Here is a 24152-nt window from a genome sequence, read left to right on the forward strand (position 1 = left end):
TGAAGCCGAGCTTGCCGCGAAGCCTTGCTGGGCACCAGATCGATCGAAGAAGGGCTTTGATCAGGCCGGCAGGCTCGCTCCGATCAGCAGCATTCCTTCCTGCCCGTCGGCGACCTGAACCTGGCCTCCGCCTTCCTCGACCAGGCAGTGGACCAGCCAGGCCGCGGCGGCGCGCGGAGCGACCTCGTCCTCTCCGGTATCGCCGACCAGCACGTTCCTGAGTTCGGGATCGAGCACGATCCGGCTGCCTTCGGCGCGAACGACGATGTCCAGGCCGTGCGTGTGCTTCTCGGCGCCCACGTCGAGGCGGCCGCCGCGGACCAGTGCATCGCCGGCGATGAGGACAATGTTCAGGAGCACCTTCAGCGCCGCCTTGCTGATCACCGGCTCGTCGACCATCCAGCCGAGCTGGATCCGGCCGTCGGCGCCGAACAGCCCTTCGATCGCGGCGCGCGCCTCGCGGCTGTCGACCTCGTCCGCGAACCCGCCGGCAGCGCCGAAGGCCAGGCGGAAAAATTTGAGCTTGTTCGCCGAGGCGCGCGCGCTCTCGCCCAGCAGGTCTAGGCAGCGCGCCCGCATCTCGGGATCATGTTCGTCCGCGAGCAGCTCGATGCCGTTGTTGAGCGCACCTACCGGCGAGAGCAAGTCGTGGCACAGGCGCGAACAGAGCAGGCTCGCAAACTCGTGGGATTTCATTGCGGTGCGGCGCCCCTGTCGGTCCAATGTGGCTTTTTTCCCCTATTGGCCCCTGCGACTCCAGGTTGCAAGGGGCGCAGCCCCGCGGCCCTGCCGAAGCCCGGCCGCAAAACTCGCCTGAAAGGCGGAAAGGATGCAGGCTTTTCACGGCCTCGAACCGTAGGATTAGTTGTCCGGTCGGCCCTTGGAACCGGCCGTCGCCGCTCCCGTCCGAACCTTGAAATCGTTACGGCCGGCACCATATCGGCTTAGGATGTCCGGGGGGTGTTCAATCATTCAAGCAACCATCGCCTCGGACGCTGTCGGATGGCGCCTGGACCGGGCGCTGGCGGCGGCGATCCCCACTCTCTCGCGCGAGCGGCTGAAGGCCCTCATCGCGAGCGGAGAGGTGCGCGGGCCGGAAGGCTCGGCAGTGCGCGATCCGGCAGTCAAGGCCGTGGCCGGCGCCACCTACCAGGTGAAGCTTCCCGCGCCGATTCCGGCCCACAACGTGGCGCAGGACATCGCGCTCGACATCCTGTTCGAGGACGATCACCTGCTCGTCGTCGACAAGCCGGCCGGGATGGTCGTGCACCCGGCCGCAGGGAATGCTGACGGGACCCTGGTGAACGCCCTGCTGCATCATTGCGCCGGGCGGCTGTCGGGGATCGGCGGCGTGGCACGGCCGGGGATCGTCCACCGGATCGACAAGGACACTTCCGGTCTGCTGGTCGTTGCGAAAACCGACGTGGCCCATGAGGGTCTGGCGGCCCAGTTCGCCCGCCACGACGTCCACCGCCTCTATCTGGCGATCGTCGGCGGAATTCCGGTGCCGCCGGCGGGAACGGTGGATGCGCCGCTGGCGCGCTCTTCCGCCAACCGCAAGAAGATGGCGGTGGTGGAACCGGGCCGCGGCAAGCGGGCGGTTACGCATTATCGGATGATTCGGCCGCTCGAGGAAGCCGCATTCGTCGAATGCCGGCTCGAGACCGGACGGACCCACCAGGTGCGGGTCCACATGGCCTCGATCGGCCACCCATTGGTGGGCGATCCGGTCTATGGCCGGAGCCGTCCGGCGCATCGGGAGACATTGCGAAGCCTGGGTTTTCACCGCCAGGCGCTGCATGCGGCGGAGCTTGGCTTCGTTCATCCGGTTTCGAAAGAAAACTTGTCCTTCAAAAGTTCCCTTCCGTCTGATATTCAGGAACTGTTCGGGAACCTCACCGTATAGAAAGGCTGCGCTTGCGAGGAAAAAGCCGAGCGGCGCACAGGGAGAATGTGAGAAGTCATCATGGCTAGCGGCAGAAACGTTCCGGCGACCATTCCGGCCACCGGCGGAGAGGCGGGGCTCAACCGCTATCTCGCCGAGATCAAGAAATTCCCGATCCTGACGCCGGAAGAGGAATATATGCTCGCCAAGCGCTGGACCGAGCACCAGGACACCGAAGCTGCGGCCAAGCTGGTGAACAGCCACCTGCGTCTCGTCGCCAAGATCGCGATGGGCTATCGCGGCTACGGCCTGCCCCTCTCGGAACTGATATCCGAGGGCAATATCGGTCTCATGCAGGGCGTGAAGAAGTTCGAGCCCGAGCGCGGCTTCCGGCTCGCCACCTATGCGATGTGGTGGATCCGCGCCTCCATTCAGGAATTCATCCTGCGCAGCTGGAGCCTCGTGAAGATGGGCACCACTGCGGCGCAGAAAAAATTGTTCTTCAATCTCAGGCGGATGAAGAACAGGATCGAGGCCTTCGAGGAAGGCGACCTCAAGCCGGAGGACGTCAAGCAGATCGCGACCGATCTCGGCGTCTCGGAAGAGGATGTCGTGTCGATGAACCGGCGCATGGCGATGGGTGGCGACACCTCGCTGAACGTGCCGCTGCGCGACGACAGCGAAGGCACTTGGCAGGATTTCCTCGTCGATACCGAGCCGCTTCAGGACGAACGGGTCGCGGATGCCGAGGAATCGCAGGTGCGGCACGAACTGCTCGTCGAGGCGATGCAGGCCCTGAACGACCGTGAGCGGCACATCCTGACCGAGCGGCGCCTGCGCGACGACCCGAAGACGCTGGAAGAGCTTTCGCAGGTCTACGACGTCAGCCGCGAGCGCATCCGCCAGATCGAGGTCCGCGCCTTCGAGAAACTCCAGAAAGCGCTGATGAACCTCGCCGGCGAGCGCAGACTCCTCCCGGCAGCCTGACAGGCCGCGCCGTTTACCTGCGTCATGCCGGCTTAGGCTGGCATCCAAGCCGCTGTTGAGCCCGTCTCCGGCGCCGCTTGGAGCCCAGCCTGGCTGGGGTGACGTAGGGATGCGGCCCGGCTAATCGCGGCTGATGGCCCGTCAATTCCGCAAGAAGCGCCCGTTCCTCCGCCGCCTGATCGGGTGGGTCGTCAAGCTCATCCTCCTGTTCCTCGTCGTCAGCGTGCTTTGGGTTCTGCTCTACCGGTTCGTGAACCCGCCGATCACCTTCACCCAAATCGGGGATCTCGTCGCCCGCAACGGTGCGCGCAGCCACTGGATGGCGATCGAGGAGATCGACCGCGACATGGTTCGGGCAGTGATCGCCGGCGAGGACAGCAAGTTCTGTACCCACGACGGATTCGACCGCCAGGCGATCGAGGAAGCGATGCGCCGAAACGCGCGCCGCGACGGCGTCGTCCGGGGCGGATCGACGATCAGCCAGCAGACCGCAAAGAACGCCTTCCTGTGGCAAGGCGGCGGCTATTTCCGCAAGGGGCTGGAGGCCTGGTTCACCCTTCTCATCGAGACGCTGTGGGACAAGAGGCGGATCATGGAGGTCTATCTCAACGTCGCCGAGACCGGAATCGGCACCTACGGCGTCAATGCCGGGGCCCTGCGCTACTTCGGCCACGATGCATCCAGCCTCACGGCGAACGAGGCGGCCCGGATCGCCGCCGTCTTCCCCCTTCCGAAGCGCCGCGAAGCGATCGCCCCGACCGGCTTCACGCGCCGCTACGGCAACATGATCGCGGCGCGGATGAGCGTCGTGCGCCGCGACGGCCTCGATGCGTGCGTGTACGAAGGCGCGCCCGCCCCGGCAACGGCGGACCCGGCCGAACCGCGCCGCTCCACGCCGAAGCAGCCGGCATCCCGTCCTGAAGCGCGTCCCGCACCGGTGCCGGAGCCCGACGCGCTGCCGGGCGAGGAATATGAGGAGCCAGAACAAGCGCCGGATCCGGTGGAACTGGCTCCTCCTCTTCCTCCGCTGGACGCGATCGACGGGATGTGATCCCGGACCGGACTTCCGTAGCAGGCAATTCCGGAGGCGGCGGGGAATGCGGGTCGAAAATTGAGAACCCTAACGCGCGCTTAGCGCATCGTCCTGGGATCGCGTGGCGTCGAATGAACTTCCGTTGCCGATTGACCCGACCCGTCAGAACGGCAGCTTCATCCCCGGCGGAAGCTGGAGGCCGCCGGTGGCGTCGCGCATCGCCTCCTGCGCGGCCACGTCGGCTTTGGCACGGGCGTCGTTGATCGCCGCGGCGACGAGGTCCTCCACCATCTGCTTCTCGGACGGGGCGAGCAGGCTCTCGTCGATGTCGACCGCGACGATGCGGCCTTTGGCCGAGGCGCGGATCCGCACCATGCCGCCGCCGGAGACGCCCTCGACCTCGACCTTGTCGAGTTCCTCCTGCGCCTTCATCAGCTTGGCCTGGGCCTCCTGGGCCATCTTCATGATGTCGTCGAGATTGGGCATTCAGGCGTTCCTTCGTTCGTCGATCGTATAGCCGGCGAGCTCGGCGTCGGGAAAAGCCTCGAACGCCGCCTTGATGAGCGGCGAATCGAGCACTTGCTGGCGCAGGCGCTCGCTCTCGGCCTTTTCCTGCTCGAGCAGCGAGGGCTCGCAAGCCTCGTCCGCGACCCGCACCTGCCAAACGTCCCCGCTAATGGATTTGAGCGCCGCCGCAAGGTCCCGCGCAAAGTCGCCGGCCATCGGCTTCAACGGTTTGACCGTCAATTCGGGCGGCGCGTAGCGGATCAGCCCGACATAATCGTGGAGCTGCTGGGCGAGATGCGCCTTGCCGCCGCGTGCCAGCGCTTCGACGAGTTCGGGAAAACTCGCCGGAGCCTGCAGCAGGGGACCTTGGCTTTCGGGCTTCGGCGGCTCAGACGGCCGCGGCGGGGCCGCCTCGCCGCTTGCCAGTCGCTCGATCAGCGCGCCCGGATCGGGGAGTTCGGAAGCATGGATCAGGCGCAGCAGCGCCATCTCGGCGGCTTCGAGCGGCGACGGCGCGACATGGATTTCCGACAGGCCCTTGAGCAGCAACTGCCACAGGCGATGGACCGAGGCGTAGCTAAGGCGGCTCGCCCAGTCGGCATAAGCTTCGCGCTCCTCGGCCGACTGCGCCGGATCCTGCGCGCCGCCCACCTTGGCACGGGTAATTCCGTGCACCGCCTCCAGCAGGCCGCGGATCACCGCCGAAGGTTCGACGCCGAGGTCATATTGGTCCCTGAGCGCCGCGAGCGCCCCTTGCGCGTCGCCGGCGAGCAGCAGGCCGAGCAGCCGGCGGATCGCGCCGCGGTCCGACAGGCCGAGCATGGCGCGCACCTGATCGGCGGTGACCGCGCCGGCGCCATGGGCGATCGCCTGGTCGAGAATGGAGAGTCCGTCCCGCGCCGAGCCTTCGGCGGCACGGGCGATCAGGGCGAGGGCCTCCGGCTCGACATCGACGCCTTCGGCCCTGGCAACCTCGGCGAAATGGGCGGCCAGCCGCTCGGCCGGGATCCGCCTGAGGTCGAAGCGCTGGCAGCGCGAGAGCACCGTCACCGGCACCTTGTTCACCTCGGTCGTGGCGAACAGAAACTTCACATGTGCGGGGGGTTCCTCGAGCGTCTTCAGAAGCGCGTTGAACGCGTTCTTCGACAGCATATGAACCTCGTCGACGATATAGACCTTGTAGCGCGCTGAGACGGCGGCGTAGCGCACAGCCTCGATGATCTCGCGCACGTCGTCGACGCCGGTATGGGAGGCGGCGTCCATCTCGACCACGTCGATATGGCGCCCTTCCGCGATCGCCCGGCACGGCTCGCACACGCCGCACGGCTCGATCGTCGGGCCGCCCTTCCCGTCCGGGCCGATGCAGTTCAGCGCCTTGGCGATCAGCCGTGCGGTCGAGGTCTTGCCGACGCCGCGCACCCCGGTGAGCAGGAAGGCATGGGCCAGCCGGTCGCGCCGGATCGCATTGGCGAGGGTCTGCACCATCGCCTCCTGCCCGACCAGCTGGTCGAAGCTCTGCGGCCGGTACTTGCGGGCGAGGACCCGGTAAGGCTGGGGAGATTCGGACATCGAGATCAACCTAGGGCAGCATCATCGGTCATGCCAGCACAGGCTGGCAGACGGCGTTCGAAGTCGAGATTGGGCCTGGGTCGGCGCCTTCAGCATGCCGGAACTGTCGGGTGGGAGCCGGAACGACCCGACACGTGAACTCGTTACGGCTGCTTCCTTCCGGACCTGACCGGGTTGGCGAGAGCGCCGTCCGCCCGACTCCCGAGGCGCATATGGCGGCCGAACGCCGAGGTTGCAAGCTGCCAGGAAGGTGCTCTTCCACTGCAGGCCGGAGCAGCGACCCTCAAACCTTGGTATCAGCGGCCCTGCATGTTGTGAAAGCCGCTCGGGATCCGCACCGTCAGGCTCTCCATCTGCTCGCTCAACCAGATCTGGCAAGCCAGGCGCGAATGACGGGTCACATGCGCGGCGAGGTCGAGCATGTCCTCTTCCTCCTCGCTGGCGCGCGGGAGCTTCGCAAAATCCTCGGCGTCGACGATGACGTGACAGGTCGAGCAGGCCATCTGGCCCTCGCATGTGCCCTCCAGCGGCTGGCCGGCATTCTGGGCAACGTCGAGCAGTCGTTCGCCGGCCGGCGCATCGACCTCCTGCACGCCGGCGCCATCCGCCGAGACGAAGCGGACCCGGGTCATGCGGCGCGGCTCGATTGGCGGTCCGCCGCCGCGGCGATGAGGCCGAGCGCTTCGGCGAGATCGGCCTCGGTCGTGTAGCGGCCGAAGCCCAGCCGGATGCTCGATCGCGCCTCCGGTGCGGACAGGCCGAGCGCCGCGAGGACATGGCTCGGGCGGCCCGACCCGCTTGCGCAGGCGGACCCGGCGGAGAAGGCGGCCTGGCGCACGTCCGAAATCAGGCGAGCGGAATCCAGGCCGTCGCGGCGGATGTTGAGATTGCCGTGATAGCGCCGAGCGGCCGAACCGTTCAGCGTCCAATCGGCGGTGAGGTTCCGGGCGATTTCCCAAAGCCGCTCGACATGCTGGCGGTCGGCTTCGAAGCGATCGGTCAGCAGGCGCGCCGCCTCTCCGAAGCCGACGCACAGCGCCGGCGAGAGCGTTCCCGACCTCATGCCGCCCTCCTGACCACCGCCGTGGAGCAAGGGATCGATGTCGACGCCGTCACGAATCCACAGGGCCCCTATCCCTTTTGGGCCATATATCTTGTGGGCGGAGAAGGCGGCCATGTCGCAAGCCTCGAGCGGGAGGTTGACCCGGCCGAGGCCCTGGACGGCGTCGCAGAAGAACAAGGCGCCGCGCCCGCGCGCCATTTCGCCGATCTCCACAACCGGCTGGACGACTCCGATCTCGTTGTTGACGAGCATCGCCGCCACCAGTCCGGTGCGCGCGTCGATCCGGTCCGCCGCCAGGTCGAGGTCGACCAGCCCGTCGCTGCCGACGGGAAGGATGTCCACCTCATATCCCTGTCCGCCGAGCCACTCGACCGTGTCGAGCACGCAGGCATGCTCGGTGGCAATGGTGACGATCCGCCTTTTGCCTTCCGGCAGGCGCGCGGCGGCGCCCTTCAGGCTCCAATTGGCGGCTTCGGTGGCGCCGGAGGTGAAGTACAGCTTTCCCGGGGCCTTGCGTAAGGCGGTCAGGACCCGCTCGCGGGCAATTTCGATCGCCGCCGCCGCCTCGCGTCCCATCCGGTGAGGGCTGTGGGGATTGCCGAACTTTTCGTCGATCCACGGCCGCATCGCCGCCGTAACTTCCGGGGCGACCGGGGTGGTCGCCTGATAGTCGAGGTAGATCGGAGTCACGCCGCCCGGCGCCGCTCGGCGAGCTTGCGCCACTCCCTCATCAGCGACTCCACGTCGCTCTCGCAGGTCCCGGGTCCGAAGCTCACGCGGATGACTTCGCGCGCTTCCTCTTCCCTCATGCCCATCGCGAGGAGCACGTGGCTGGTCTTGAGGCTGCCCGAAGAGCAGGCGCTGCCGGCCGACACGGCGATCCCGGCGAGGTCGAGCTGCATCATCTGCGCCGCCGCCGGAACGCCGGGCAGGCGGTAGGCGGCAATGGTGGCGATGCGCGGGGCCGCACCGGCGATCACCTCGCCACCCGTCGCGACGATCGACTCATCGAGTTGCGCACGCAGCCGCCTTGCTACCTCATACCAGCCATGATCGGCCTCGATCGCGGCGGCGAAGCCCAGGATCAGCGGGACCGACGCCGTTCCGGGCCGATAGCCGCCCTCCTGCCCCCCCACCGCCTCCAGCGATGCCGGGTCGCGGATCAGCAAGGCACCGATTCCCGGCGGACCGCCGAGCTTGTGCGCGGCGACCGTGATGAAGTCCGCCTCCGGCAGGGGCAGCTTGGCGGCGCTTTGCGCGCAGTCGACGAGCAGGAGCCCGCCCGCGGCCTTCACCCGCGCCATGACCTCGGGAATCGGATGGATGACGCCGGTTTCGTTGTTGACCGACTGGACCGCCACCAGGGGGCGTTCGGCCCCGGCGAGCGCCACGTCGAGATCCTCGAGATCCAGGGTGCCGTCCGCTCGCGCCGCGATACGACGAGCGTCGGGAACGGTACGCAGCACGGCAGGATGCTCGACCGCGGAAACGATGCGCGCTCCCGCCTTGGCTCGCCGAAGGACGAGTTCCAGCCCCTCGGTGGCGCCCGAAGTGAAGACCAGGGACGAGGCCCAATCGAGCGCGGCACCGATTCGGGCTCGGGCATCCTCCATCGCCGCGCGGACGGCGCGTCCCTCCGCATGGGCCGAGGAGGGGTTCGCCCAGGCGGCGCACCCCTTCGCGATCGCTTCCGCCGCCTGCGGCAGGATCGGCGTCGTGGAGGCATGATCGAGATAGATTCGGTCGGACAAGAGGGCCCGGTCCTTTCAATTGCAGAAAAGCGGCGCTTCCTTATATAGGGCGCCTCCGCGTGCGGTTCAGCCGCACGATTTCCTTTGTCGGCATCCAAGCACAGGTGCAATGCCCGAAGTCATATTTCCTGGGCCCGAGGGCCGTCTCGAAGGACGATTCAGCCCCGGTCCGCGTCCGCGCGCGCCGGTCGCCCTGATCCTCCATCCCCACCCGCAGGGCGGGGGTACGATGAACAACGCCATCGTGCTGGCGCTCTACAAGACGTTCGTCCGGCGCGGCTTCGCGACCCTGCGGTTCAACTTCCGCGGCGTCGGCAAGAGCCAGGGCGTGTTCGACAACGGCATCGGCGAGCTTTCCGATGCGGCCTCGGCGCTCGACTGGGTGCAGCAGGTCCATCCCGAGGCGGAGACGACCTGGATCGCCGGCTTCAGCTTCGGCGCCTGGATCGGCATGCAGCTGCTGATGCGGCGCCCGGAGGCGCGCGGCTTCATCTCGATCGCGCCGCCGGCGAACATGTACGATTTCTCCTTCCTCGCCCCCTGCCCCGCCTCCGGGGTCATCATCCAGGGCGAAGCGGACGAGGTGGTGACTCCGATCGCGGTCCAGAAGCTCGTCGACAAGCTCCGGACCCAGCGCCACATCACGATCGAGCACAAGACGGTCCCGGGCGCGAACCACTTCTTCGTCAACGAAATGGACGAGCTGATGAAGGCGGTGGACGATTATCTCGACTTCCGGCTCGATCCGAGCTGCCCGATCCGGTGATCCTGTCCGGCGACAGGATCACCTTGCACGCTGAAGCTCCGCCCGCATCCGATCGAGGATCGGCTTCTCCGCGGAGGCGGCCCTGGGCCCTTCGACGATGCTCGCCGCTGGAACCGTAGAAGCGTCTCACAGCGTCCAGACCAGCACGTTGCCGACCATCACCGCGGCCGCAGCCAGCATGAGCAGGCCCTTGCGCCGTTCCCGCCCTCGCCAGACGAGGTAAAGGCCACCCCCCGCAAGCAGGAAGGCGGCCAGCATCAGGATCGAGAGCATGGTCGCGGCGGGTCCGGTCATCGGGACCGCTGATGCCACGCGGCCCGCTCTTCACCAAGGCTTAAGCAGGGCTCCGTAGCCAGCCACGCATGCAGGATGGAGCGGAGCAGATCGGCGAATCGCTCGACTCGGTCGAGCGCTCGGTCCTGCCCCACCTGCCGCATCTGCTCGACGGGCTTATCGACAGCGCCGCGCTGGCCCGCGCCGGAGCGGACGCGGACATGCATGCCACCGAGCTCCGCTACGCCGCGTTCCGGCTCGATGCGCTTACCGCGCTCCTCGACGCCGTCGCACCTGCGGCTCAGGACGTCGGGGCAGCGCGGAGGATCTCGGCGTAGAGGGCGGGATCCACATTCCCGCCCGACACGACGACCACGCTTCCGTCCGGCACCTCCCCCGCTTTCCCCGACAGCAGGGCCGCCAACGCCACCGCCCCGCCCGGTTCGGCGACGATCCGCAGCTTCGCGAAAGCGAAGGCCATCGCCACTTCGATGTCGGCCTCGCCGACCGCCACTCCGCGCGCGCCGGCTTCCATGAGCGCGCCGAAGGTGAAAGGCGAAACCCGCTTGGTCTGGAGGGCATCGCAGCGCGTGGGCGGCGCCGGCTCCTCGACCGGCACGATCCGGCCGGCCGCGAGCGACCGGGCCATGTCGTCCCATCCTTCCGGCTCGACGATCTTCACCGAGGTCTCCGGCAGCGCCAGCGCGATCCCCGCCGCCAGACCGCCACCGCCGCAAGGGACGAGCAGCCGCTCCGGCGCGTGGCCAAGCTGTGCCTCGATCTCGACGCCGACGCTGCCCTGCCCTTCGATGACGTCGACATCGTCGAAGGACGGCACCAGCGTCGCTCCGCGCTCCGCGGCGAGCCGTGCCCCGATCTCCTCCCGGCTCTCGGTCGCACGGTCATAGAAGATGATCTCGGCGCCCGCCGCCCGGGTCGCCTCGACCTTCACCTTCGGCGCGTCCGAGGGCATGACGATGGCGGCGGCGATGCCCAGGCGCCGCGCCGCGAGCGCCACGCCCTGCGCGTGATTGCCCGACGAGAAAGCGACGACGCCGCGCGCCCGCTCGGCCTCGCCGAGCTGGGTCAGCCGGTTGGTCGCGCCACGCAATTTGAAGCTTCCCCCCTGCTGAAGGCATTCGGCCTTGACCCAATATCGCCGCCCTCCATGGTCCAGCGGCAGAAGCGGAGTCCTGGTGACCTGACCCGCGAGGCGATCCGCCGCGCCACGGACACCGCTCGGCGTTGGCTTTCTCTCTGTCATTCAAATCCCTGAAAATCTGTGGAAATACGCAGGTCTTTACATGGGAGCACCGCGCCCATATATCGCGCGTCCGCAGCCCCATGGGGACTTCCAACCGCAAGGCTGCTCTTTCGTCAACTGCCCGTTGGAGGTCCCTTGAGTTGCACAAGCATCATCGCGCGCTGGGGCTAGCTACCGCCCCGACCGGCCCCGTCTCCGGGGCCGAGATCGCCAAGCGTCGTCCGGTCCAGCCGGTCACGCTGATTCGTCCGCACGCCGCCCGGCGCGCCGCCCGATTCTTCGTCGAGAAGTTTCCGGGCCGCTCGCTCTATGCCGTGAAGGCCAACCCGTCGCCGGACCTGCTCCGGGTTTTGTGGGAAGCGGGCGTCACTTACTATGACGTCGCCTCGATCGCCGAGGTGCGCCTGGCCGCCGAGACGCTGCCGGAAGCGACCTTGTGCTTCATGCACCCGGTGAAAGCCGAAGAGGCGATCGAGGAAGCCTATTTCCGCCATGGCGTCCGCACCTTCTCGCTCGACACGATCGAGGAGCTGGAGAAGATCGTCCGCGCGACACGGGGCGCGACGGACCTCAGCCTGCTCGTGCGCATCCGGGTGTCCTCGGAACATGCCAAGCTGAGCCTCGCTTCCAAGTTCGGAGCGGAGCCGCACGAAGTGAAGGACCTGCTCTTCGCCGCCCGCCAGGCGGCGGACGCGCTCGGTATCTGCTTCCACGTCGGCAGCCAGGCGATGACTCCCGCGGCCTATTCCGAGGCCATGGAGCGCGTACGCGCGGCGATCGTCGAGGCGGCGGTCACCGTCGACATCGTCGACGTCGGCGGAGGCTTTCCGTCCGTCTATCCCGGCATGGAGCCGCCGCCGCTCGAGGCCTATTTCGACGTGATCCACAACGCCTTCGAAAGCTTGCCCATCTCCTATTCGGCGGAGCTGTGGTGCGAGCCGGGCCGGGCATTGTGTGCGGAATATGCGAGCCTGCTCGTCCGGGTCGAGAAGAGGCGGGGCGATCAGCTCTACATCAATGACGGCGCTTATGGCGCGCTGTTCGACGCCGCCCATATCGGCTGGCGCTTTCCGGTCGAGCTGGTTCGCGCGGACGATTCCGACGCTCGGCCCATGGCGTTCAGCTTCTACGGGCCCACCTGCGACGACCTCGACCATATGGCCGGGCCGTTCATACTGCCGGCCGACGTGGGTCCGGGCGATTATGTCGAGATCGGCATGCTCGGGGCTTATGGTTGCGCGATGCGTACCGGCTTCAACGGCTTCGGCTCCGACCTCAAGATCGAGGTCGAGGACGAGCCGATGGCGACGCTGTACGGCGCAGACGAGGAACGGCCCGCGGCGTCGAACGTCGTTACGCTGTAACCGCACAGTTTCATCGTCATTCCAGCGCGGGCTGGAATTCATGCCGATTCGGCCTGGACCCCTGCTCGCGCAGGGGTGACGCCTTATATGGAGACCGAAATGAACGACCTCCCCGTCAACGACACGCGCAAGGCAGAGCTGCTGGCGAAGCCCGTCGAGCATATCGACATCAAGAGCTTCGACGCTCGTCCGATCGTCGAGGCGATGCGCAAGATGAGCTTCACCTCGCGCGACCTCGGCCGCGCGACCGAAATCTACAATCAGATGCTGGCCGATCCGGACTGCTCGATCATCCTGGTGATCGCCGGATCGACCTCGGCCGGCGGCTGCATGGACGTCTATGCCGACCTGCTGAAGCACAACATGGTCGACGCCGTCGTCGCCACCGGCGCGACGATCGTCGACATGGATTTCTTCGAGGCGCTCGGGCACAAACATTATCAGGCGCTCGAGATCCCCGACGACGACACGTTGCGGTCGCTCTACATCGATCGGATCTACGACACCTATATCGACGAGGAAAAGCTCCAGGAAACCGATCACACGATCGCGGCGATCGCCGACAGCCTGGAGGCCAGGCCTTATTCGTCGCGCGCCTTCATCCGCGAGATGGGCCGCTGGCTGATGACGAATGGCAAGAAGGAGAACAGCCTGGTCAAGCTCGCCTTCGAGCATGACGTGCCGATCTTCTGCCCCGCCTTCACCGACAGCTCGGCCGGCTTCGGACTGGTCAAGCACCAGGTCGAGCGGATGAAGGAAGGCAAGCCTTACCTCACGATGGACAGCATCGCCGACTTCCGCGAGCTCACCGACATCAAGATCAAGGCGGGCACGACCGGCCTGCTCATGATCGGCGGCGGCGTTCCCAAGAACTTCACCCAGGACACGGTCGTCTGCGCGGAGATCCTCGGCCACGAGGATGTCGAGGTGCACAAATATGCGGTCCAGATCACCGTCGCCGACGTGCGCGACGGCGCCTGCTCCTCGTCGACGCTTCAGGAAGCGGCGAGCTGGGGCAAGGTCTCCACCGCGCTCGAGCAGATGGTCTTCGCCGAAGCGACGAGCGTGCTGCCGCTGCTCACCTCCGACGCCTATCACCGCGGCCACTGGAAGAACCGCGCCAAGCGCGCCTTCGGCAAGCTGTTCGACTGATCCGGCTCCGCCCAGCTTTGCTGGGGTCGGACACCGGTGAAGCGGTGATCCTCCGAAGGACCCGTCGTTTCGGGGCGACTATCGCTTCCGGAATGCGTGGCGCCCTCCTTTCGCCTTGCGAGGAAGAAGGCTTTACCCCTTCGGGATTCTGAAGCACGTTCCCGCTCAGCAGGGGAGCCGTCGTCATGCCTTATCCGCCCGTGGTCGCGCCGGTCGTGGCGCTCGTTGCCTGGTCGCTGGTGGTGATGGCCTGGATGTACGCGCTTCGCTTCCCGGCGATGCGGCGCAAGGGCATCTCGCTCAAGGGCAGGGTCGGCAGCAAGACCGGCGCACTCGACGGAGTCGTCGAGGACCACGTCCAGTGGAAGGCGCACAATTACAACCATCTGATGGAGCAGCCGACGCTGTTCTATGCGATTTGCTTCGCCCTGGTCGTGCTCGGCGGGGGCAGCACATGGATCAACGTCGCCCTGGCCTGGGGCTATGTCGCCTTCCGGGTCGCGCACAGCCTCGTCCAGGCGACGGTCAACGTCGTCCTGTGGCGCTTCTACCTGTTCCTCGGGGGTTCCTTCTGCCTGCTCGGCCTCACCGTGCACGCCGCCATACAAGTGCTCGACGCGGGTATCTGGTAGCCACGGGCGGTAGCGCGAAGGCTGACGCGCGCAGAAGGGTGCCGGCAGCGGCGACCTGATGCGTCGGCGAGCGATTCTGCAACAATCGAAACAACAAAGGCTTGCGCGCGGCACAGCGCCGCAATGAGTCACGACTAGAACGCGCACCGGCGGCCAATTCCGGCCCGAGGAATGCGCGGTACTGGCGGCGAAAACTTCTTCGCCGAACGTGCCTGCGCGTCCAATTCAAGAGGAAAGAGACCAGAGATGATCCGAGTGTTTCGTCGTTGTCTTTTGGCAACGACTGCGTCCATACTGTTGACCTTGTCGCCAGTTCATGCGGCGCAGGCGGAAGACGCCAGCGAAATCATCACCGAGGCGGCAGGCCTTCGCCCGGGTGACTATCTGTGGCAGCCCGAACGCGCCCAGTCCGGCGAGGTTGAAATCGTCGTCAGCGTGCCGCTGCAGCGCGCCTATGTCTATCGCGGCGGCGTCCTGATCGGAGTCACCACCGTCTCCACGGGCCGGCGGGGCCATGACACGCCGGTCGGGACGTTCGCCATCCTGCAGAAGAGACGCGAACATTATTCCAACCTCTACAACAACGCCCCCATGCCCTTCATGCAGCGGCTGACCTGGGACGGAGTCGCGCTTCATGCCGGGCAGATACCGGGCCATCCTGCCTCGCACGGCTGCATCCGCCTGCCGCTGGCTTTCGCCCGGCACCTGTTCGCGGCAACGCAGCTGGGCGGATCGGTCCACGTCACGGACATCGCACCGTCCTCGCCCGAGATCGCGCTCGCCATGGTGCGCCCGGACGGCGCCTATACCGGGATGGGCGGGCCGGAAGAGCCGCTGGCCGACAATTGACCGCAGGGCCGCGGCCGGCGCGCTGACGGCATCTGCCGGCCGTCAGCGAAGCCGCGCCTGCCGGACGATCGCCTCCATCACCTGTCGGGCGTCGTTCGAAGGTACGGCGAGGCCGATCCCGACATTGCCCCCGCCGTTCGGGCTGAGGATGGCCGTGTTGATGCCGATCACCTCGCCGCGCATATTGATCAGCGGCCCGCCCGAATTGCCCGGATTGATCGGTGCATCGGTCTGCACGTAGCTCGGCCCGCCGCCGCGCCGCCCCTGGCCCAGCGCGCTCACGATCCCCGCCGTCACCGTCTGGCCGATCTCGAAAGGATTGCCGATGGCGACGACATAGTCGCCCACCTTCAGCTGGTTGGAGTCGCCGAGCGCCAGCTGGCTGAGGCCGCCGGCGCGGATCTGCAACACGGCGATGTCGCTCGCCGGGTGGCTGCCGATCAGCCGGGCGGGAAGGCGCCGGTCGCCCACCGTCACCTCGATCGCCTGCGCGTTCTGGATGACGTGGTGATTCGTCAGCACCAGACCGAGCTCGGCGTCCACGATGAAGCCCGATCCGGCGGACAGCCGCGGCGCGAAGGCTTCTTCGGGGACTCCGAAAAAATGCTGGAAATAAGGATCGCGCAGCAGTGGGTTCTGCTCGAACGGCGAAGGCTGCATCACCGCGATGTTCACCACCGCGGGCGCCACCCGCCCGACGAGCGGCGCGAGCGACAGCCGCCCGAGCGGCACCGCGTCGACGGGAGCACCGGCCGGCAGCTCGGCGGTCCTCGCCTCCCCCATCCGGCCGTCGATCCACCAGAAGGCCGCACCGCCGATCATCCCGGACGCCAGCAGCAGCAGTGCGAGCACGATGAAGCGTATCTGCAGCATCATTCCGGCTCTCCCGTCTTGAAGCAGGCGGCCAGCTCGACGTGGGTGGACCAGCGGAACTGGCCCACCGGCGTGATCCATTGCAGCCGATAACCCCCGGCGACGAGCTTGGCTGCATCGCGCGCAAAGGTCGCCGGGTTGCAGGAAACGTAAGCAATGGTCGGCACGCCGCACCCGGCGAGCGCGGCGACCTGTTCGGCGGCCCCCGCGCGCGGAGGATCGAGTACCACCGCCTCGAAACGGCCCAGCGCCTTCTCGTCATAGGGCCGACGGAACAGGTCGCGATGGTCGACGAGCAGCGGGCGCTGCACACGCCCCGCCGCGGCCTTGAGCGCGAGCGCAGCGTCGCGCGAGCCTTCGGCCGCCAAAATCCGGCCGTCCAGCGCCAGGGCGAACGTGCCCAGCCCGGCGAACAGGTCGGCGACGATCCTGGCCGATCCCACTGCCTCGCGCACCGCGCCCACCAGCGCCGCCTCCCCTTCCGCGGTAGCCTGGAGGAAGGCGCCAGGAGGAAAGGCAACCGGAACATCGCCAAGCGTGACCGTGGCCGGCTCCGGCTCCCAGCGAGTCTGTACGCCATAGCCGTCGTCGACCGACAATCGGGCCAGGCCGTGCACTCGTGCGAATTCGGTGACCGCTTCGGCCGCTTCCAGCCCTTCGGGCGCGATCCCGAAGAGCAGCATGTCGGCGCCCTGGTCGCACCAGGCGAGGCGGACCTCGCATCGGCCGCGGGGCGGTATCAGCATAGCGAGCAGGCCCCGCAGCGGCGCCACCAAAGCGAAGAGCTCCGGGCGAAGGATGTGGCATTCGCGCATGTCGACGATGCGGTGGCTCGCTTCGGCATTGAAGCCGAGCAGGACCTGCCCGCCGCGCCGCTCGGCATGAAGCGAGGCGCGTCGCCGCGTTCGGGGCGGCGAGAGATGCGCCGGCCGCACGTCAGGCAGTGCGACGTCCTGCGCTGTCAGCGCCGAGGTAATCCGGTCGACCAGGAAGGTGGCATAAGCCTCGTCATCGACATGCTGCAGCTGGCACCCGCCGCATTCCGGGAAGTGGCGGCAGGGTGGAACGGCCCGGTGGACCCCCGGCTCGAGGGTGCCGTCGTCGGCAACCACGTCCCCCGGCGCGGCCAGCGGCACGAACCGGCCGCCCTGCGTCACGCCGTCGCCGCGCGCAGCGAGGCGGACGATAACTTCCTCGCTCACAGGCAGTCCGCGACGGCGGCCGGCAGCTCGGCAATCAGGTCGTCGGCGATGAGTGCGGGGCCTGCCAGAGTGGCGGCGCGTCCCTGCAGCCACACCCCCGCGCAGGCGGCTTCGAACGCCCCCAGGCCCGACGCCCGCATCGCCGCGACGATCCCGGTCAGCACGTCGCCGGTGCCGGCGCTGGCGAGCCAGTGCGGCATTGGCGGGGCGATCGCCGCCCGGCCGTCGGGCGCGGCGACCACCGTGTCCGCGCCCTTGAACAGGATCACGGCGCCGGACCGGTCCGAAGCAGCCCGGGCCCGGTCGACCTTGCTTCCGCCTTGCTCCCCGAACAAGCGGGCGAACTCGCCGGCGTGGGGGGTGAGAATAGGTGTGCCGGGAAGGTTCGGCAGCCCCGCTTGGGCAAGCAGATTGAGGCCGTCGGCATCGATCACGAGGGGGACGGCGGAGGCGAGCGCCGTCTCGAGCGCCATTTGCCCGGCCGGTCCCGTGCCGAGCCCTGGTCCGATCGCCAGCGCGCCGATGCGCTCGTCATGCGCGAACGGCACGCCCGGAGTCTGGACCACCGCGCTGGGGACGCCGTGAACGACCTCCGATGCAAACAGGCGCACATAGCCAGCACCCGTCCGCGCCGCGGCACAAGCGGCAAGCGCCGTGGCACCAGGCATCTCGCCACCCAGCAGGGCGACATAGCCGCGGCTATATTTGTGATCGTCGGGTCCCGGCGTGCGAAGCCGCGGCGCGGCGATCTCGTGCAGCCGGCTCGCCGCCGTGACGCCGATGTCGGCGATGACGATGCGGCCCATATGCCGCGCGGCCGGTTGCAGGCGGTGCGAGGGCTTCAGGGTCTGGAAGGTGATCGTCAGGTCGCATACCGGCACCGGCGACAGCACCGACCCGTCGTCGGTCGCGACGCCGCTCGGCAGGTCGATCGCAACCCTGATCTCCGCCCCGGCCGAAAGCGTCAGCAGCCGCTCCACTATCGTGCCGTCGATCGGCCGCGCGAGGCCGGTGCCGAACAAGGCGTCGACGACCAAAGGGGCGCCCGCCGCCTCACCGATCGGCTCGACCGGGCCGGTCCAGCGCGCACGCGCCGCGCGCGCCGCTTCGCTCCTCGGCTCGGCCGTCGCAGCCACCCTGACATGCATGCCGCGCTCCCGCAGGACGCGGGCGATCACATAGCCGTCACCGCCGTTGTTGCCCGGCCCGCAAAGGACGAGCGCCGGAAGCGGCCCGGCATAGCTCCAGATCGCATCGGCGGCGGCGGTCCCCGCTCGCTCCATCAGCGTTTCGACCGTCGTTCCCGACGCGATCGCGGCGGCTTCGGCGGCCCGCATCTCCTCGGCGGTGAGAATGATACGGGTCACTGGGCGGCTATGGTCGCCGGAAGCCGAAAACGGTCGCCGCCGATCGCGACCTCGATGCGGCCGCCGTCGATGATCGTCACTTGGGCCGGCTCGGCCCCGTCGGCGGCAACGACGCCTCGCCCGTCTTCGGTGATGAGCAGGCGCCGAAACCCGCCGTCCGGCTTATGCAGCGTCAGGGTCGGGCCGTCCTCGCCGCTGTCGCGCTCCGCCGTGCAAAATCGCTCGAACTGGCGCGCATTGCCGATTCGGCATTCGATCCTCGGGTCGAGCCGCGCACGCTCCGACGCGATCTCGCCCAGTCGATCGGGCCGATCGCAGCCGGTGACCAGCAGCGCGGCCAGGGCCGCTCCGAACGAGGCCGCAATGGACGCATGGCGCCCTATGCCGATGCCGCGATTTTCCTTCACGCTCGAGCTCCCCATTTTCCCTCCAGCTATCATTTTCGGCGCAGCGCTTCGAGCCGCCGCGCCAGCTCGTCGCTGGCTATGATGGCATCGAAGCGCCGGTCCTGTTCGGCGTCGCTGGCCCGACCCTCGCCGGCCAGGCGTATCCCCCGCTTGAGCGCCGCCAGGCTTTCCTTCGCGTTGGCCGATATCGCCGCAACGATTGCTTCGGCGCCACCGGGTGGGGCAACCCGCTCGACCAGCCCGATCGCATTCGCCTCGCCGGCGTCGATCGTCTCGGCGGTGAAGAGCAGCCGCGCCGCCTGGCCCGGCCCGACCAGCGCCACCAGCCGGTGCACATCCTCTTGTGGATAAGAAAGGCCGATCTTCGCCGGCGTGATGGCGAAACGTGCGTCCGGCGCGGCGATGCGCAGATCGCAAGCCATGGCGAGCGCCACGCCGGCGCCGAAGCACGCGCCGTCGATCGCGGCGACTGTCGGGACCTGGAGGTCGCGTAGCGCATCCAGCGCCGTCCGCATCGCCCGGCGAAAGGCGGTCGGGGCAGCCTCGTCGTCGCGCATGGCGGCAAAGTCGCCCAGATCCGCCCCGGCGCAGAAGGTGCCGCCTTCGCCGGACAGGACGAGAATTCGGACGTCCGAACCGGCCGCCTCGCCGATCCGGTGAGCGAGCTCGGCCCAACCGGCCGCCGGTATGGCGTTGCGCGCCTGGGGCCGGTCGAGAGTGAGGCGGGCGATCGCCCCGTCGATCTTGAGGCCGAACATCGGGCGCTCACTGCCCTGCGAAGGCCGCTTTGTCTGCATGAAAATGGCCGGGTCGCCGTTACGCCGCAACCCGGCCACTATGGGTAAGCGGCGCCCGTCCGGTGGAGGCGGGGGCCGCGGGCGAATGTCGGCGGGTCACAGAACGCCTCGACTCGTCTCCGGCATCGTAGGCAAGAGCCATGCCATGACGGACATGCGCGCCTCCCGATGGTTAATCGGACGGCCGCGCCGTTCCGAAGCGGGATTTCCGGGTCAGTCGGGACGCAGGCGGCTGCGCATCAGCCACCAGTCAGGCCTAGCATCCGCGATTGCGGCCGCCGCGGAATTGCGGCGGGCTTCGTCCTCATAGAAACCGAAGCAGGTCGCGCCCGAACCGGACATTCGGGCGAAATCCGCGCCGCCCAGGGCCTCGAGCACCTCTGCGATCTCAGGAATCAGGGCCACGGCTGCCGGCTGGAGGTCGTTGCGGCCGTCACGCCAGGCCGTGAGCGGGCCGCGATCCACGCCGTCCCAGGCGCGAAAGACGGCGGCAGTCGAAAGGGCGCGGCGGGGATTCACGAGCAGAACCGACGTTCGCGGCAACGCGTCGTCGGACAGCGGACGCAGCGCGTCTCCCCTCCCCTCGCCCCAGGCCGACCGGCTCGGCACACAGGCGGGCACGTCGGCGCCGAGCGAGGCGGCGATCTCGATCAGGTCCGCCTCGTCCGTGGGCAGTTCCCAGAAGCGCGCCAGCAGACGCAGCGCGGCCGCCGCGTCGGCGGAACCGCCGCCGATTCCGGAGGCGACCGGAAGCCGTTTTTCGAGCGTGAGCCGCGCGCCCCGGGGCACGGCGTAGCGGCCGCGTAGCGCGCGCGCGGCCCGCAGGACGAGATTGTCGTCCTGCCCGGCGAGATCGGCCGCGAACGGACCTTCGATCGCGAGCTCGAGCTGGTCGCTTCCGGTCACCGTCAGCCGGTCGCCATCCTCGACAAAGGCGAAGACCGTCTCGATCCGGTGATAGCCATCCGCCATCCGTCCCCGCACGTGCAGCGCCAGATTGAGCTTGGCGAAGGCGGTTTCGTAACGCTCCGGCATCGTGGCAGATCGGGAGGGGCTATCTTGCCGGCGCCCTACCGCGCAGCGAGCTGCGGGGTCAGGCCGCGTTCGATCTTTGCGTCGAGCCGCTCGGCGTCCTCGCCTTCGGCATAGACCCGCGCCGCTCTCCAGGCGAAGCGCGCCTCGATGCGTCGCCCGGCGCTGAAATAGGCATCGCCGAGATGCTCGTTGATCTCGGTATCGGCCGGCTCCCCCTGCGCCGCCCGCTCGAGCAAGGCGATCGCTTCCCCGACTTCGCCCTTCAGGAACAGGGCCCAGCCGAGCGAGTCGGTGATCGCGGCATTGTCGGGCGCGAGACGATGCGCCTTGCGGACCATGGCCTCGGCCTCCCCGAGATTCTCGCGCCGCTCGAGCTGGGCATAGCCGAGATAGTTGAGCACCAGAGGCTCGTCGGGCGCGAGCCGGTAAGCCTCGCGGAGCGCCGCGAGCGCCTCCGGCCACGCATCGGCTTCATGATGGGCGCTGCCGCGGAACAGCCACAGGGCCCAAAGGGGATAGCCGCCATCATCCTCGCCATGGGATTCGATCGCCCGGGCGAAAAGCTCCGCCGCTTCGGCGGGGCGGTCCTGGTCCATCAGGACCTCGCCGACCCGGACGAGATCGGAGACGCTCGCGTCGTCGGAACGGGCGGCCGCCTGCGCCAGGCCGAGCGCGCGTTCTCCCTTGCCGCCCTGCACAAGCAGACGCACTCTCTGGTCGCGCGCGGCGACCGCATAGGGATCGTCCTCGTCGACCTGCGAGAGCAGAGCCACCGCGGCTTCGCTGCGATCCTGTCGCGCGAGCAATTCTGCGGCGAGCATCCAGGCCTGGCTATTGTCGGGTGCAAGCCAGGTGGCGAGCCGTGCGAACGTGGCGGCGACGGACGTCAGGTCCTGCGCGTACATGTCGAGCGCCACCCGGCACAGGACTTCGGCCATGCCCGCCGACGCATCGTCGATCGCACCCGGCACGTCTCGGCGCGCTTCGACGAGCGCACGTGCCGCCGCGATCGGCACCTCGTTGCCCTGCAGGAGCGCCAGCGCGTCGCGGCGGTCGCCCTCATTGGCGAGCGTCGCGGCGGCGGCGATGCGCAGGCGCACCGCCCGAAGGCCCGTCCCCGGGTCGGCCTCGATCAGCGCCCGGGCCTCGTCCTCGCGGCCCATCGCGGCGAGAAGCAGCGGCCGATGCTCGGTGGCGTAGGAGGCTGCGACTCCGGTTGCGCCGGGCTTCAGCAAGGCCGCGAGCGGGTCGCCGCGTCGGGAGCCGAAGGCGAGCCAGGCACGGAGCGCCGGCGCGGCGAAAGCGAACAGCTGGTCCCGCTCGATCGCACCGAGCTGGCGCTCCGCCGCGCGCCAGTCGCGCTCGCGGAAGGCATGAGCGAGAAGAAGGAAGCGGGCGTCCGGCATCAAGGCATCGCGGCGTTCCAGAACTTCCGCGGCGCGGAGGGCCAGAGGCCAGTCGCCCGCGGCAGCGCCGTGGGCCAGCGCTTCGGCGGCGATCACCTCATTGTCGGGCGCGGCGGCGAGCGCAGCGGCATAGCCGGCACTCGCCTGCTCGAACGCGCCGTCGGATGCCGCGATGCGAGCTCGGACGTAGGAATTCAGGGGGGTGCGATTATCGGCGCTCGCCTCGGTCCGCGCCATTGCCGGCGCGGCGCCGGTAAGCATCAGGGCCCCGGCGAGAGCGGCCCGCGCGACTAGGGTCCGAACCCCTGGCCTACATGTTCGGATAATTGGGTCCTCCTCCGCCTTCGGGCACGACCCAGTTGATGTTCTGGGTCGGATCCTTGATGTCGCACGTCTTGCAATGGACGCAGTTCTGCGCGTTGATCTGCAGCCGCTTCTGCCCGCCTTCCTCCACGAACTCGTACACGCCCGCGGGACAGTAACGCTGCTCCGGCCCGTCATAAAGGGCGAGGTTCACCTCGACCGGTATGGCGGCGTCCTTCAGGGTCAGATGGACCGGCTGGTCCTCTTCATGGTTGGTGTTGGACACGAACACGGAGGACAATCGGTCGAAGCTGATGATTCCGTCCGGCTTCGGATAGTCGATCGGCCGGGCAAGGTCCTTGCGCCACAGGCTCTGATGATCGGGATGGTGCTTCATCGTGAAGGGCAGGCCGATCCCGAGCTGACGCATCCACATGTCCATCCCGGCCAGCAGCGTGCCGGTCGTGCCGCCCCACTTCGCCACCAGCGGCTCCACGTTGCGCACCTTTTTCAGCTCTTCGGCAATCCAGCTGCCGTGAAGCGCCGAATCATAGTCTTCCAGCGTGTCGCCAGCCCGGTCGGCGGCGATCGCCGCGAAGGCGGCCTCGGCTGCCAGCATGCCGGATTTCATCGCGGTGTGGCTGCCCTTGATCCGTGGCACGTTCACGAAGCCGGCCGAGCATCCGATCAGCGCGCCGCCCGGAAAGACAAGCTTCGGAATGGCCTGATAGCCGCCTTCGTTGATCGCCCGCGCCCCGTAGCTGACCCGTCGGCCGCCTTCCAGGAACTGGCGGATGGACGGGTGCTGCTTCCAGCGCTGGAATTCCTCGAACGGGTTCAGATAAGGATTTCGATAGTTGAGGGCGACGACGAATCCCAGCGCAACCTGATTGTTTTCCTGATGATAGAGGAAGCCGCCGCCCCAGGCGTCGGCGAGTGGCCATCCCTGGGTGTGGATGACGCGGCCGGGCTCATGCTTCGCCGGATCCACGTCCCACAATTCCTTCAGGCCGATGCCGTAGACCTGCGGCTGGCTCTCCCGGGTGAGGGAGAATATCCGCATCAGCTCCTTGGTGAGATGCCCGCGCGCGCCTTCCGCGAAAAGGGTGTAACGGCCGTGCAGCTCCATGCCGGGCTGATATTCGGGCTTGTGCGTTCCGTCGCGCGCAACGCCCAGGTCGCCCGTCGCGACTCCCCTGACCGAGCCGTCCTCGTTGAACAGCACCTCGGCCGCCGCGAATCCGGGGAAGATCTCCACGCCCAGGGCTTCGGCCTGGCCGGCCAGCCAGCGGCAGAGATTGCCGAGGCTCAGCGTATAGGTCCCCTTGTTGCTCATGAAGGGCGGCATCAGGGCGTGGGGGAAACTATATTTCTTCGTCCCGGTCAGCACCCAATGCTCGTTGCGGGTGACCGGGACCTTGAGCGGGCTGTCCAGGTCCTTCCAGTCGGGCAGCAGCTCGTCGAGCGCGCGCGGGTCGACGACCGCCCCCGAGAGGATATGGGCCCCGACCTCCGACCCTTTCTCGAGGATGCAGACGGAAAGCTCGCGTCCGGCGGCATTTGCCAGTTGCTTCAAACGGATGGAAGCGGCCAGGCCGGCCGGACCGGCTCCGACGATGACCACGTCATACGGCATCGACTCGCGTTCGCTCACCATCTCCTCGCAC

The 24152-nt window shown here is 68.0% G+C and carries 24 protein-coding genes, 1 other RNA gene and 1 pseudogene; 9 read left to right on the plus strand and 17 right to left on the minus strand.

Annotated features, from left to right (window positions below):
• Positions 1–60 precede the first annotated feature (60 nt).
• Positions 61–696 (minus strand): histidine phosphotransferase family protein, encoded by a 636-nt coding sequence (locus EKM57_RS11570; RefSeq protein ID WP_129792651.1) that lies wholly within the window; start codon positions 694–696, stop codon positions 61–63.
• A gap of 253 nt (positions 697–949) precedes the next feature.
• On the opposite strand from EKM57_RS11570, the gene EKM57_RS11575 reads away from it, so the two are divergent.
• The 3 genes and pseudogenes from EKM57_RS11575 to mtgA all read left to right on the plus strand — a co-directional run.
• Complete coding sequence (locus tag EKM57_RS11575; RefSeq protein WP_129792652.1) at positions 950–1906, plus strand: RluA family pseudouridine synthase; 957 nt, start codon at positions 950–952, stop codon at positions 1904–1906.
• A gap of 60 nt (positions 1907–1966) precedes the next feature.
• On the plus strand, positions 1967–2872 hold the full coding sequence (gene rpoH / locus EKM57_RS11580) for an RNA polymerase sigma factor RpoH (RefSeq protein ID WP_129792653.1): 906 nt from the start codon (positions 1967–1969) through the stop codon (positions 2870–2872).
• 133 nt (positions 2873–3005) lie between these two features.
• Positions 3006–3710: pseudogene (gene mtgA, locus EKM57_RS11585) on the plus strand (monofunctional biosynthetic peptidoglycan transglycosylase); the annotation flags it as partial.
• Between the two features lie 357 nt (positions 3711–4067).
• Here the strand turns inward: mtgA and EKM57_RS11590 are convergent.
• The 6 genes from EKM57_RS11590 to EKM57_RS11615 form a co-directional block, all read right to left on the minus strand.
• A complete protein-coding gene (locus EKM57_RS11590) occupies positions 4068–4391 on the minus strand; it encodes a YbaB/EbfC family nucleoid-associated protein (protein ID WP_129792654.1) in 324 nt (107 codons plus the stop codon).
• Positions 4392–5981, minus strand: a complete 1590-nt coding sequence (locus tag EKM57_RS11595; protein ID WP_129792655.1) for a DNA polymerase III subunit gamma/tau — start codon at positions 5979–5981, stop codon at positions 4392–4394.
• 108 nt (positions 5982–6089) lie between these two features.
• An RNA gene (gene ffs / locus EKM57_RS11600) (signal recognition particle sRNA small type) lies at positions 6090–6185 on the minus strand.
• Positions 6186–6277: 92 nt separating this feature from the next.
• Positions 6278–6613 (minus strand): 2Fe-2S iron-sulfur cluster-binding protein, encoded by a 336-nt coding sequence (locus tag EKM57_RS11605; protein WP_129792656.1) that lies wholly within the window; start codon positions 6611–6613, stop codon positions 6278–6280.
• Positions 6610–7767, minus strand: coding sequence for a cysteine desulfurase family protein (locus EKM57_RS11610; RefSeq protein WP_256386887.1), 1158 nt, complete (start codon positions 7765–7767; stop codon positions 6610–6612). Before EKM57_RS11610 ends, EKM57_RS11605 begins: the two co-directional genes overlap by 4 nt.
• Positions 7731–8795 (minus strand): cysteine desulfurase family protein, encoded by a 1065-nt coding sequence (locus EKM57_RS11615; RefSeq protein ID WP_129792658.1) that lies wholly within the window; start codon positions 8793–8795, stop codon positions 7731–7733. Before EKM57_RS11615 ends, EKM57_RS11610 begins: the two co-directional genes overlap by 37 nt.
• A 109-nt stretch (positions 8796–8904) precedes the next feature.
• On the opposite strand from EKM57_RS11615, the gene EKM57_RS11620 reads away from it, so the two are divergent.
• On the plus strand, positions 8905–9561 hold the full coding sequence (locus EKM57_RS11620; protein ID WP_129792659.1) for an alpha/beta hydrolase: 657 nt from the start codon (positions 8905–8907) through the stop codon (positions 9559–9561).
• A gap of 126 nt (positions 9562–9687) precedes the next feature.
• On the opposite strand, the gene EKM57_RS11625 is transcribed toward EKM57_RS11620, so the two are convergent.
• Positions 9688–9873, minus strand: coding sequence for an LPXTG cell wall anchor domain-containing protein (locus EKM57_RS11625; RefSeq protein ID WP_165357333.1), 186 nt, complete (start codon positions 9871–9873; stop codon positions 9688–9690).
• A 50-nt stretch (positions 9874–9923) separates the two neighbouring features.
• Here EKM57_RS11625 and EKM57_RS11630 point away from each other — a divergent pair, with 50 nt between their 5' ends.
• Entirely contained in the window at positions 9924–10172 is a 249-nt protein-coding gene (locus tag EKM57_RS11630; RefSeq protein WP_129792661.1) for a hypothetical protein, read from the plus strand.
• On the opposite strand, the gene EKM57_RS11635 is transcribed toward EKM57_RS11630, so the two are convergent.
• Positions 10136–11098, minus strand: a complete 963-nt coding sequence (locus EKM57_RS11635) for a threonine/serine dehydratase (RefSeq protein ID WP_129792662.1) — start codon at positions 11096–11098, stop codon at positions 10136–10138. The genes EKM57_RS11630 and EKM57_RS11635 overlap by 37 nt on opposite strands.
• 140 nt (positions 11099–11238) lie before the next feature.
• On the opposite strand from EKM57_RS11635, the gene EKM57_RS11640 reads away from it, so the two are divergent.
• From EKM57_RS11640 to EKM57_RS11655, 4 genes are all read left to right on the plus strand, one after another.
• The gene (locus tag EKM57_RS11640) at positions 11239–12462 is read left to right on the plus strand and encodes a type III PLP-dependent enzyme (protein WP_129792663.1); all 1224 of its coding nucleotides are present in this window, start codon (positions 11239–11241) and stop codon (positions 12460–12462) included.
• A 99-nt stretch (positions 12463–12561) separates the two neighbouring features.
• A complete protein-coding gene (locus tag EKM57_RS11645; protein ID WP_129792664.1) occupies positions 12562–13614 on the plus strand; it encodes a deoxyhypusine synthase in 1053 nt (350 codons plus the stop codon).
• A 185-nt stretch (positions 13615–13799) separates the two neighbouring features.
• Entirely contained in the window at positions 13800–14246 is a 447-nt protein-coding gene (locus EKM57_RS11650; protein ID WP_129792665.1) for an MAPEG family protein, read from the plus strand.
• 246 nt (positions 14247–14492) lie between these two features.
• On the plus strand, positions 14493–15095 hold the full coding sequence (locus EKM57_RS11655) for a L,D-transpeptidase family protein (RefSeq protein WP_129792666.1): 603 nt from the start codon (positions 14493–14495) through the stop codon (positions 15093–15095).
• Positions 15096–15137: 42 nt separating this feature from the next.
• Here the strand turns inward: EKM57_RS11655 and EKM57_RS11660 are convergent, their stop codons facing one another.
• The 8 genes from EKM57_RS11660 to EKM57_RS11695 all read right to left on the minus strand — a co-directional run bounded on the left by EKM57_RS11660 (position 15138) and on the right by EKM57_RS11695 (position 24139).
• Positions 15138–15971 (minus strand): trypsin-like peptidase domain-containing protein, encoded by an 834-nt coding sequence (locus EKM57_RS11660; protein ID WP_243451001.1) that lies wholly within the window; start codon positions 15969–15971, stop codon positions 15138–15140.
• Entirely contained in the window at positions 15968–17170 is a 1203-nt protein-coding gene (locus tag EKM57_RS11665; RefSeq protein ID WP_129792667.1) for a class I SAM-dependent RNA methyltransferase, read from the minus strand. The genes EKM57_RS11660 and EKM57_RS11665 overlap by 4 nt, the downstream gene beginning before the upstream one ends.
• Positions 17167–18537: an NAD(P)H-hydrate dehydratase gene (locus EKM57_RS11670; protein WP_243451002.1), complete on the minus strand. Its 1371-nt coding sequence runs from the start codon at positions 18535–18537 to the stop codon at positions 17167–17169. Before EKM57_RS11670 ends, EKM57_RS11665 begins: the two co-directional genes overlap by 4 nt.
• The gene (locus EKM57_RS11675; RefSeq protein WP_371414137.1) at positions 18534–18944 is read right to left on the minus strand and encodes a hypothetical protein; all 411 of its coding nucleotides are present in this window, start codon (positions 18942–18944) and stop codon (positions 18534–18536) included. The genes EKM57_RS11670 and EKM57_RS11675 overlap by 4 nt, the downstream gene beginning before the upstream one ends.
• Before the next feature lie 29 nt (positions 18945–18973).
• Positions 18974–19702: an enoyl-CoA hydratase/isomerase family protein gene (locus EKM57_RS11680; protein WP_165357377.1), complete on the minus strand. Its 729-nt coding sequence runs from the start codon at positions 19700–19702 to the stop codon at positions 18974–18976.
• 252 nt (positions 19703–19954) lie between these two features.
• Positions 19955–20776 carry a 4-(cytidine 5'-diphospho)-2-C-methyl-D-erythritol kinase gene (locus tag EKM57_RS11685; protein ID WP_129792670.1) on the minus strand — a complete coding sequence of 274 codons (822 nt, stop codon included), beginning with the start codon at positions 20774–20776 and terminating at the stop codon, positions 19955–19957.
• Positions 20777–20811: 35 nt separating this feature from the next.
• Positions 20812–22443 (minus strand): lipopolysaccharide assembly protein LapB, encoded by a 1632-nt coding sequence (locus tag EKM57_RS11690; protein ID WP_129792671.1) that lies wholly within the window; start codon positions 22441–22443, stop codon positions 20812–20814.
• A 49-nt stretch (positions 22444–22492) separates the two neighbouring features.
• On the minus strand, positions 22493–24139 hold the full coding sequence (locus tag EKM57_RS11695; protein ID WP_129792706.1) for an electron transfer flavoprotein-ubiquinone oxidoreductase: 1647 nt from the start codon (positions 24137–24139) through the stop codon (positions 22493–22495).
• Positions 24140–24152: the final 13 nt, after the last annotated feature.

The organism is Sphingosinicella sp. CPCC 101087 (assembly GCF_004151485.1).
GTDB lineage: Bacteria > Pseudomonadota > Alphaproteobacteria > Sphingomonadales > Sphingomonadaceae > Allosphingosinicella.

What these genes read in the sequence shown, in the direction of transcription:
- EKM57_RS11650 (WP_129792665.1), top strand. Translation starts at nt 13,800, where the DNA reads ATGCCTTATCCGCCCGTGGTCGCGCCGGTCGTGGCGCTCGTTGCCTGG.
- EKM57_RS11570 (WP_129792651.1), bottom strand. Translation starts at nt 696, where the DNA reads ATGAAATCCCACGAGTTTGCGAGCCTGCTCTGTTCGCGCCTGTGCCAC.
- EKM57_RS11575 (WP_129792652.1), top strand. Translation starts at nt 950, where the DNA reads ATGTCCGGGGGGTGTTCAATCATTCAAGCAACCATCGCCTCGGACGCT.
- EKM57_RS11620 (WP_129792659.1), top strand. Translation starts at nt 8,905, where the DNA reads ATGCCCGAAGTCATATTTCCTGGGCCCGAGGGCCGTCTCGAAGGACGA.
- EKM57_RS11660 (WP_243451001.1), bottom strand. Translation starts at nt 15,971, where the DNA reads ATGATGCTGCAGATACGCTTCATCGTGCTCGCACTGCTGCTGCTGGCG.
- EKM57_RS11685 (WP_129792670.1), bottom strand. Translation starts at nt 20,776, where the DNA reads ATGCCGGAGCGTTACGAAACCGCCTTCGCCAAGCTCAATCTGGCGCTG.
- EKM57_RS11655 (WP_129792666.1), top strand. Translation starts at nt 14,493, where the DNA reads ATGATCCGAGTGTTTCGTCGTTGTCTTTTGGCAACGACTGCGTCCATA.
- EKM57_RS11645 (WP_129792664.1), top strand. Translation starts at nt 12,562, where the DNA reads ATGAACGACCTCCCCGTCAACGACACGCGCAAGGCAGAGCTGCTGGCG.
- EKM57_RS11690 (WP_129792671.1), bottom strand. Translation starts at nt 22,443, where the DNA reads ATGCTTACCGGCGCCGCGCCGGCAATGGCGCGGACCGAGGCGAGCGCC.
- EKM57_RS11595 (WP_129792655.1), bottom strand. Translation starts at nt 5,981, where the DNA reads ATGTCCGAATCTCCCCAGCCTTACCGGGTCCTCGCCCGCAAGTACCGG.
- EKM57_RS11630 (WP_129792661.1), top strand. Translation starts at nt 9,924, where the DNA reads ATGCAGGATGGAGCGGAGCAGATCGGCGAATCGCTCGACTCGGTCGAG.
- EKM57_RS11635 (WP_129792662.1), bottom strand. Translation starts at nt 11,098, where the DNA reads ATGACAGAGAGAAAGCCAACGCCGAGCGGTGTCCGTGGCGCGGCGGAT.
- EKM57_RS11680 (WP_165357377.1), bottom strand. Translation starts at nt 19,702, where the DNA reads ATGTTCGGCCTCAAGATCGACGGGGCGATCGCCCGCCTCACTCTCGAC.
- rpoH (WP_129792653.1), top strand. Translation starts at nt 1,967, where the DNA reads ATGGCTAGCGGCAGAAACGTTCCGGCGACCATTCCGGCCACCGGCGGA.
- EKM57_RS11590 (WP_129792654.1), bottom strand. Translation starts at nt 4,391, where the DNA reads ATGCCCAATCTCGACGACATCATGAAGATGGCCCAGGAGGCCCAGGCC.
- EKM57_RS11605 (WP_129792656.1), bottom strand. Translation starts at nt 6,613, where the DNA reads ATGACCCGGGTCCGCTTCGTCTCGGCGGATGGCGCCGGCGTGCAGGAG.